The 7,865-nt window shown below is 66.9% G+C and carries 10 protein-coding genes and 1 pseudogene; 4 read left to right on the top strand and 7 right to left on the bottom strand.

Annotated elements, in window-relative coordinates:
- The 4 genes from FHD68_RS16160 to argH all read right to left on the bottom strand — a co-directional run.
- A partial coding sequence (locus tag FHD68_RS16160) for a DUF4175 family protein (protein ID WP_139086225.1) occupies positions 1-358 on the bottom strand: 358 nt, incomplete at its 3' end.
- Positions 349-1,614: a diaminopimelate decarboxylase gene (lysA, locus tag FHD68_RS16155; protein ID WP_127897797.1), complete on the bottom strand. Its 1,266-nt coding sequence runs from the start codon at positions 1,612-1,614 to the stop codon at positions 349-351. The genes lysA and FHD68_RS16160, both read right to left, overlap by 10 nt.
- Positions 1,615-1,782, bottom strand: coding sequence for a hypothetical protein (locus tag FHD68_RS19125; RefSeq protein WP_164871393.1), 168 nt, complete (start codon positions 1,780-1,782; stop codon positions 1,615-1,617).
- Positions 1,779-3,179, bottom strand: coding sequence for an argininosuccinate lyase (argH, locus tag FHD68_RS16150; RefSeq protein ID WP_127897796.1), 1,401 nt, complete (start codon positions 3,177-3,179; stop codon positions 1,779-1,781). Before argH ends, FHD68_RS19125 begins: the two co-directional genes overlap by 4 nt.
- A gap of 23 nt (positions 3,180-3,202) precedes the next feature.
- Here argH and FHD68_RS16145 point away from each other — a divergent pair, with 23 nt between their 5' ends.
- Positions 3,203-3,751 (top strand): TlpA disulfide reductase family protein, encoded by a 549-nt coding sequence (locus FHD68_RS16145; RefSeq protein ID WP_127897795.1) that lies wholly within the window; start codon positions 3,203-3,205, stop codon positions 3,749-3,751.
- Here FHD68_RS16145 and FHD68_RS16140 read toward each other — a convergent pair.
- The gene (locus FHD68_RS16140; RefSeq protein ID WP_139086223.1) at positions 3,729-4,304 is read right to left on the bottom strand and encodes a DNA-3-methyladenine glycosylase I; all 576 of its coding nucleotides are present in this window, start codon (positions 4,302-4,304) and stop codon (positions 3,729-3,731) included. The genes FHD68_RS16145 and FHD68_RS16140 overlap by 23 nt on opposite strands.
- A 111-nt stretch (positions 4,305-4,415) precedes the next feature.
- Here FHD68_RS16140 and FHD68_RS16135 point away from each other — a divergent pair, with 111 nt between their 5' ends.
- The 3 genes from FHD68_RS16135 to phbB all read left to right on the top strand — a co-directional run bounded on the left by FHD68_RS16135 (position 4,416) and on the right by phbB (position 7,327).
- Positions 4,416-5,216: an EAL domain-containing protein gene (locus FHD68_RS16135; protein ID WP_045983643.1), complete on the top strand. Its 801-nt coding sequence runs from the start codon at positions 4,416-4,418 to the stop codon at positions 5,214-5,216.
- 129 nt (positions 5,217-5,345) lie between these two features.
- A complete protein-coding gene (locus FHD68_RS16130) occupies positions 5,346-6,518 on the top strand; it encodes an acetyl-CoA C-acetyltransferase (protein ID WP_045983644.1) in 1,173 nt (390 codons plus the stop codon).
- An 83-nt stretch (positions 6,519-6,601) separates the two neighbouring features.
- Positions 6,602-7,327: an acetoacetyl-CoA reductase gene (phbB, locus tag FHD68_RS16125; RefSeq protein WP_045983645.1), complete on the top strand. Its 726-nt coding sequence runs from the start codon at positions 6,602-6,604 to the stop codon at positions 7,325-7,327.
- A gap of 81 nt (positions 7,328-7,408) precedes the next feature.
- Here the strand turns inward: phbB and FHD68_RS16120 are convergent, their stop codons facing one another.
- Both FHD68_RS16120 and FHD68_RS19120 read right to left on the bottom strand, forming a co-directional pair.
- Positions 7,409-7,573 carry a YdcH family protein gene (locus FHD68_RS16120; RefSeq protein WP_064503545.1) on the bottom strand — a complete coding sequence of 55 codons (165 nt, stop codon included), beginning with the start codon at positions 7,571-7,573 and terminating at the stop codon, positions 7,409-7,411.
- A 59-nt stretch (positions 7,574-7,632) separates the two neighbouring features.
- Positions 7,633-7,865: pseudogene (locus FHD68_RS19120) on the bottom strand (methyltransferase); the annotation flags it as partial.

The following is a 7,865-nucleotide window of genomic DNA, read 5'->3' as shown; positions in this document are numbered from 1 at the left end:
GCCCGGGCAGGGTGCGGTCCAGCCGGGCCAGCGCCTCGGCCCGGCGCACGCGGCGAAAGCGCCATCCGCCCCGCACCGCCGCGATCACGACCGCCAGCAGCCACAGGCCCGCCAGCCAAGGCAGCAGCACTTGAGGCAAGGCCGCCACCGCGCCCAGCCACAGCAACGCGATGCCGAAAAACAGCAGCGTCGTCAGCGGCCAGAAGGCCCGCGCCGCGCGTTCCCATGCCATGCCCGCGCGGGTCAGGCGCAGGGCACGGGCCACCGGCCCCATCTCCGTTGTGAAAATACCCTCGGGGGTCCGGGGGCTGACGGCCCCCGGGCTGTCGGTGTCGTGCTGTCGCCCGATCAAAGCCATGCCGGGATGCTATCCCGTGCCAGCATTTCCTCAAACGTGGGGCGTGCCCGGATGACGGCGAAGTGATCGCCCTGCACCAGCACCTCGGGGACCAGCGGGCGGGAATTGTATTCCGACGCCATCACTGCACCATAGGCCCCGGCCGACCGGAACGCGACCAGCCCCCCTGCCGCCAGTTCGGGCAGATCGGCCCCTTTCTGGAAGGTATCCCCCGATTCGCAGACCGGACCCACCACGTCATAGGGCCGCACCGGCGCGCCGACGGCGGGCTCGACCAGTGGGACGATGTCATGATGCGCGCCGTACATGGCCGGGCGCAGCAGGTCGTTCATCGCCGCATCCACGATCAGGAAGTCGCGATCCTCGCCGTTCTTCACATAGATCACCCGCGACAGCAGGACGCCGGCATTGCCGACGATGTTGCGGCCCGGCTCGATCTCGATCTGACAGCCCAGATCGCCCACCGTCTCGCGGATCACCTGCCCGTATTCGATGGGCAAAGGCGGCGCGCTGTTGTCGCGGCGATAGGGGATGCCCAGGCCACCGCCCAGGTCCAGGCGGGTGATGTCGTGCCCCTCGGCGCGCAGCGCACGGGTCAGTTCGGCCACCTTCAGATAGGCGGCGCGGAAGGGCGCCAGATCGGTCAGCTGGCTGCCGATATGCACGTCCACACCCACGACGCGCAGACCCGGCAGGGACGCGGCCTCGGCATAGACGGCCATGGCGCGGGAAATCGGGATGCCGAACTTGTTGTCGGACTTGCCCGTGGCGATCTTCTCATGCGTCTTGGCGTCCACGTCGGGGTTCACGCGGATCGCCACCGGCACCGTGGCGCCTATGCTGACGCACAGTGCGGACAGGGCACGCATCTCGGGCTCGCTCTCGATGTTGAACTGCCGGATGCCGCCTTCGATGGCCATGCGCATCTCGGGGATGGTCTTGCCCACGCCCGAGAACACGATTCGCTCGCCGGGTACGCCGGCGGCCTTGGCACGGGCGTATTCCCCGCCCGACACCACGTCCATGCCCGCGCCCAGATCGCCCATCAGCTTCAGCACCGCCAGGTTGCTGTTCGACTTGACCGCAAAGCAGACCAGGTGGTCGGTCCAGTCCAGCGCCTGCCGGAACAGGCCGAAATGCCGCGTCAGCGTGGCCGCGGAATAGACGTAGACGGGTGTGCCGACCTGCTGCGCGATGCAGGACAGGGGCACGTCCTCGGCGTAGAGCTCGCCGTTCCTGTAGAGGAAGTGGTCCATCTACAGCTCGGCCGACACGCCGAACCGGGCATCGCCGCTGACGGTGACGCCCATCTGCTGCTGCAGGGGCTTCTCGACCGGGCGCTGCGGGGCGCCGTCGACGCCGCAGCTGGCCAGGACGGCCACGACCACGACCAGGACGACGACGATGATGACCGTGTTTCTCATGCCAGTTTCTCCTTCCAGCGGGCGATCTGCGCGCGCACCTGCGCGGGCGCCGTGCCGCCATAGCTTTGGCGCGAGGCGACGGAATTGTGCACGCCCAGCACATTGAACACATCGTCGGTGATCTGACCATGCACCGATTGCATCTGCGCCAGCGACAGATCGGGCAGATCGACGCCCCCCTGTTCGGCCAGGGCCACCAGCGATCCGGTGACGTGATGGGCGTCGCGGAACGGCAGGCCCAGTTCGCGCACCAGCCAGTCGGCCAGATCCGTCGCGGTCGAGAACCCGGCCCCCGCCGCGGCCTCCAGCCGGTCGCGGTTCGCAGTCAGGTCCGACAGCATGCCGGTCATCGCGGCCAGCGCCAGCATCAGCGTGTCGGCGGCGTCGAAGACCTGCTCCTTGTCTTCCTGCATGTCCTTGGAATAGGCCAAGGGCAGGCCCTTCATCACCGTGAACAGCGCGACCGTGGCCCCCAGGATGCGGCCGATCTTGGCGCGGATCAGCTCGGCCGCGTCGGGGTTGCGTTTCTGCGGCATGATCGACGACCCGGTCGACCACTTGTCCGACATGGACACGAAGCGGAACTGTGCCGACGACCAGATCACCAGCTCCTCGGCCAGGCGCGACATGTGGACAGCGCAGATGCTGCTGGCCGCCAGGAACTCCAGCGCGAAATCCCGGTCGCTGACCGCGTCCAGGCTGTTGGCCATGGGACGGTCGAAATCCAGGGCCGCAGCAGTCATGTCCCGGTCGATCGGATAGCCCGTGCCCGCCAGCGCCGCGGCCCCCAGGGGCGATTCGTTCATGCGCTTGCGGGCGTCCTGGAACCGCGACAGGTCGCGGCCGAACATCTCAACATAGGCCATCATGTGGTGGCCCCAGGTCACCGGCTGCGCGGTCTGCAGATGGGTGAAGCCCGGCATGACCCAATCGGCGCCGCCTTCGGCCTGCGACAAAGCCGCGCGGATCAGCGCGGTCAGCCCGTCGATGGCCGCGTCGCACTGGTCGCGCACCCACAGCCGGAAATCGGTCGCCACCTGGTCATTCCTGGACCGGCCCGTGTGCAGGCGGCCTGCGGGTTCGCCGATGACCTCTTTCAGGCGGGCCTCCACGTTCATGTGGATGTCCTCCAGGTCGGTGCGGAAGGCGAACTGGCCGGCCTCGATTTCTGACAAGACGGTGAGCAGGCCTTTCCCGATGGCCTCGGCATCGCTATCGCTGATGATGCCCGTGGCGGCCAGCATCGCCGCATGGGCCCGGCTGCCCCGGATATCCTGGGCGTAGAGCCGCCGGTCGAACCCGATCGAGGCGTTGATCGCCTCCATGATCGCGTCGGGACCGGCGGCAAAGCGCCCGCCCCACATGCTGTTGGCGGTGGTCTGGGGCCGGTCGGTCATCAAGTACGTCCTTCGGAGGTCACATGCTGCGTTCCGCCCTGCTTTATACGGCCCTTGTTTTCGGTGCAAACACCGCCTTCGCCGCAGGCCCCGACTGGCAGGCGGCGCGCGACGGGGGGCTGGACAAGCTGGTCGTGGCCGAAGACCCCGCCCGCGTGGCGGCCGCCGAGTTCACCGACCGCGACGGCGGCACCCACACCCTGGCCGACTGGCAGGGCAAGGTCGTGCTGCTGAACTTCTGGGCCACCTGGTGCGCGCCCTGCCGCGAGGAGATGCCCGCCTTGGACCGCCTGCAGGCCGAACTGGGCGGCGACGACTTCGAGGTGGTGACGATCGCCACCGGACGCAACGCGGTCGAGCGCATCGACGATTTCTATGCCGAGGTCGGCGTCGAGAACCTGCCGGTCCTTTTGGACCCGCGCCAGCAGGTCGCGCGCGAGATGGGCGTCGTGGGCCTGCCCGTGACGGTGCTGATCGACCGCGAGGGCCGCGAGGTCGCCCGCTATCTGGGCGACGCCGAATGGGATTCGAACGCCGCCAAGACGCTGCTCACCCAGCTGACAGCGCCCTGACGGAACCATGCCTGTGGCAGGTCACGACATGGTCGTTCACCATGCCCGTGGCCTGCATGAAGGCATAGGTGATCACCGGACCGCAGAACCCGAAACCGCGTGCCTTCAACGCCTTGGACATCGCGTGCGATTCGGGCGTGTCGGTGGGGACGTGTCCCAGGTCCGGCCAGTCGTTCTGGATCGGCGCGCCGCCGACAAAGGACCACAGCCAGGGGGCGAACCCTTCGGACGCCTCGATGTCCAGAAAGGCGCGGGCGCCGCGCACGGTGGCCTCGATCTTGCCGCGGTGGCGGATGATGCCGGGGTTCGTCAGCGCACGGTCGATCCGCGCCGCGTCCCACGCCGCCACGCGTTCGGGGTCGAACCCGTCGAACTCGGCGCGAAAGGCATCGCGTTTCTTCAGGATGGTGATCCAGGACAGGCCCGCCTGGAACCCGTCCAGCACCAGCTTTTCCCACAGCGCGCGCGGGTCGCGTTCGGGCACGCCCCATTCGGTGTCGTGATAGGCGACATAGACCGGCAGATCGCCGCACCATCCGCAACGGTCCATCATCTGTTAACCCAAACCTGAGAAAGAGATCACGATTCACGGCAGGTTAAGCCAATATGGGCAGACTGCAAGCAGACCCGACTCGGTAAGAGGCCGCCCGTGAGCGACAGAATTATGGACAACAGCTCGCCCCTAGAGGACGCGATCCGCCATCAGGACCGCATCACCCTGGCGGCTGTCACGTCGGCGGTGGAAAAGGGCAGCGCGACGCTGGCCTTCCAGCCCATCGTCCAGGCGCAGCGCACCAAGACCCCCGCCTTTTACGAGGGACTGATCCGCATCATCGACGACAGCGGCCGCCTGGTGCCCCTGCGCGATTTCATGCCCCAGGCCGAAGTCACGGAACTGGGCCGCAAGATCGACTGCCTGTCGCTGTCCCTGGGCCTGCAGACCCTGGCCGAGGATCCGGGCCTGCGCCTGTCGATCAACATGTCGGCACGCTCGATCCTGTATCCCGAATGGATCAACACCCTGCGCCGCGGGGTGTCCGACGACACCACCCTGGGCGAACGCCTGATCCTGGAGATCACCGAAAGCAGCGCCATGGGCATGCCCGAGGAGGTCCAGACCTTCATGGCCGAGGTGCAGGGATACGGCATCAGCCTGGCGCTGGACGATTTCGGGGCGGGCTATACCTCGTTCCGCTATCTGCGCGACTTCTGCTTCGACATGATCAAGATCGACGGCCAGTTCATCCGCGAGATCGCGACCAAGCCCGACAATCAGGTCCTGACGCGCGCGCTGCAATCCATCGCGCATCATTTCGACATGTTCACCGTGGCGGAATCGGTCGAGACGGCGGACGAGGCCGCCTTCCTGATCGATATCGGCATCGATTGCCTGCAGGGCTACTATTTCGGGGCCCCGACCATTGCCCCGCCCTGGAAGAAACCCCCGTCCTTGGCCAGCCGCTGACGGCGACTTCCGCCCATCCGGGCGGGGGCCATCATCCGAAAGTCCCAAGGCTTCGACTTGACGTAGCGTCCCGAAACAGCATCCTGACCCCAGGCCGGTTCGTCCGGCACTGATGCGAAGGAGTCTGCCGTGACCAAAGCCGTAATCGTTTCCGCCGCCCGCACCCCGGTCGGAAGTTTCCTGGGGGCCTTTGCGAATGTCCCCGCCCATGACCTGGGCGCAGCCGTCCTGGCCGAGGTTGTCGCCCGCGCCGGCATCGACGCGGCCGAGGTCGACGAGACGATCCTGGGCCAGGTGCTGACTGCCGCGCAGGGCCAGAACCCCGCCCGCCAGGCGCATATCAAGGCCGGCCTGCCGCAGGAATCCTCGGCCTGGGGCATCAACCAGGTCTGCGGATCGGGCCTGCGCGCCGTCGCGCTGGCCGCGCAGCAGGTGATCTTGGGCGACGCCCGCGTGGTGCTGGCCGGGGGTCAGGAAAGCATGTCCCTGTCGGCGCATGCCGCCTATCTGCGCGCCGGTCATAAGATGGGCGACATGCAGTTCATCGACACGATGATCCGCGACGGGCTATGGGACGCGTTCAACAACTATCACATGGGTCAGACGGCCGAGAACGTCGCCGCCAAGTGGCAGATCAGCCGCGACCAGCAGGACGAATTCGCGCTGGCCTCTCAGAACAAGGCCGAAGCCGCCCAGAAGGAAGGCCGCTTTGACGACGAGATCGTCGGCTATACCGTCAAGACCCGCAAGGGCGAGACGGTCGTCGACAAGGACGAATACATCCGCCACGGCGCCACGATCGAGGCGATGCAGAAGCTGCGCCCCGCCTTTACCAAGGACGGATCGGTCACCGCGGCCAATGCATCCGGTCTGAACGACGGCGCGGCCGCGGTCATGGTGATGACCGAGGACGAGGCCGCGCGCCGCGGCCTGACGCCCTTGGCGCGCATCGCAAGCTATGCCACCGCGGGCCTGGACCCGGCGATCATGGGCACCGGCCCGATCCCAGCCAGCCGCCGCGCGCTGGAGAAGGCCGGCTGGTCGGTCGGCGATCTGGACCTGGTCGAGGCGAACGAGGCCTTTGCCGCCCAGGCCTGTGCGGTGAACAAGGACATGGGATGGGATCCGTCCATCGTGAACGTCAACGGCGGCGCCATCGCCATCGGTCACCCGATCGGCGCCTCGGGCGCGCGCGTCCTGAACACGCTGCTGTTCGAGATGCGCCGCCGCGACGCGAAAAAGGGCCTGGCCACGCTGTGCATCGGCGGGGGCATGGGCGTCGCCATGTGCCTGGAACGCTGAGCCAATTCGGCGCGCAATTATCTTGCGCGCCGAAACTTCATTGATTAGCAATATTTCAAGAACCTAAAGAAGGAGGGGGAAACATGTCGAAAGTCGCACTGGTCACCGGAGGATCGCGGGGCATCGGCGCCGCCATCTCGAAGGCGCTGAAGGATGCGGGCTATACGGTCGCGGCCAATTACGCCGGCAACGACGACGCCGCGCGCGCCTTCACCGAGGAGACCGGCATCAAGACCTACAAATGGTCGGTCGCCGATTACGACGCCTGCGCCGAAGGCATCAAGCAGGTCGAGGCCGAACTGGGCCCCATCGCCGTGCTGGTCAACAACGCCGGCATCACCCGCGACGCGATGTTCCACAAGATGACCCCCCAGCAGTGGAAAGAGGTCATCGACACCAACCTGACCGGCGTCTTCAACATGACCCACGGCGTCTGGAACGGCATGCGCAACGCCAAGTTCGGCCGCGTGATCAACATCAGTTCGATCAACGGGCAGAAGGGTCAGGCGGGCCAGGCGAACTATTCCGCAGCCAAGGCGGGTGACCTGGGCTTCACGAAGGCGCTGGCCCAAGAGGGCGCGCGCGCGGGCATCACCGTCAACGCCATCTGCCCGGGTTACATCGGCACCGAGATGGTGCGCGCCATCGACGAAAAGGTGCTGAACGAACGCATCATCCCGCAGATCCCCGTCGGCCGCCTTGGCGAACCCGAGGAGATCGCCCGCGCCGTGGTGTTCCTGGCCGCGGACGATGCGGGCTTCATCACCGGGTCCACGATCAGCGCGAATGGCGGCCAATTCTTCGTCTGACATCGGACCGCACTGCTGAAACGGCAAGGCCCGCGCGATCTGCGCGGGCCTTTTTCCGTCTGGTGTCGGGTCGGCGACGGGTCAGTGACCCAGTCTGTTGATCTGCTCCTTGAGACGCAGTTTTTCGCGCTTCATCGCGGTGATTTCGTGGTCGCGGGCACTGGGGCTCCTCTGGGCCCTCTCCACGGCAACCGAAAGGTTCTGATGCTTCTTGCGAAGCTCCTCGACATGGGAAGCAACCGTCATCGCGTACTCCTCTATAGTTGTCTCGAACCCGTCCAGTGCACCACAGCTCGTTGATTCTGTCACGCGGCTTTCGCAATTCCCATCGCGATCGGCGCACCATCGCGCAGAACCTGGGCAGCCAGGGGGGTCAGATCCTCGGCATCGCGGTCGTGGCGGGGGGCGGCATGGGTGATCAGGGGTGCCAGCAGGCGCAGCGGACCGCGCGCGCCCTTTCGCGCCGCGACCAGGACGCGCCCCGCCGGGCTGCCCTCCCGCGCGGCGATGGGCAGGATCGTCACCGCCCCGGCACGCG

Origin of the sequence: Paracoccus marcusii (assembly GCF_006151785.1) — a bacterium.
GTDB classification, from domain to species: Bacteria; Pseudomonadota; Alphaproteobacteria; order Rhodobacterales; family Rhodobacteraceae; genus Paracoccus; species Paracoccus marcusii.
Note: the sequence above shows the minus strand (reverse complement) of the source record. Positions and strands in the feature narration are given on the sequence as shown.